General features: G+C 82.2%; 1 protein-coding gene. It reads right to left on the bottom strand.

The window, feature by feature from the left end:
* Positions 1 to 51: 51 nt before the first annotated feature.
* Positions 52 to 405: SelB domain-containing protein (locus GTR00_RS22610; protein ID WP_205706465.1), on the bottom strand; the 354-nt coding region annotated here is incomplete at its 5' end.

Genomic DNA, 405 nt, shown 5'->3' on the forward strand with positions numbered 1-405 from the left:
GAGCCAGTCTCGAACCGACCTCACGCGCAGTGCTGGTACCGACATGCCGAGTCACTCGCGCGGGGGCACCGGACCCCCCGGACGGCTCACCGCCGCCCCGCCGCCCGGCGCCAGCACGCGGCGCCGGTCGTCGGCGTCGCGCGCGGTCAGGCGCGCGGCGTCCAGCGCCTGCAGCAGCGGCAGCGCCACCCGGCGGGAGGTGCCCAGCGCCCGGCGCGCCTCGCTGGCGGTGAAGGGCTGCGGCAGGCGCGCCAGCTCCGCGGCGGCGCGGCGCAGCGCCCCGGGGGCGAGCACGACCCCCTCGGCGAGGCGCTCCAGGCGCCCGGCGCGCACCGCGGCGGCCAGCTCGGCGCGCCCCAGGCCCAGCTCGCGCAGGCGCTCGGCGTCGGGCGCGGCGAACGGCTG

Source organism: Kineococcus indalonis (assembly GCF_009906395.1).
GTDB classification, from domain to species: domain Bacteria; phylum Actinomycetota; class Actinomycetes; order Actinomycetales; family Kineococcaceae; genus Kineococcus; species Kineococcus indalonis.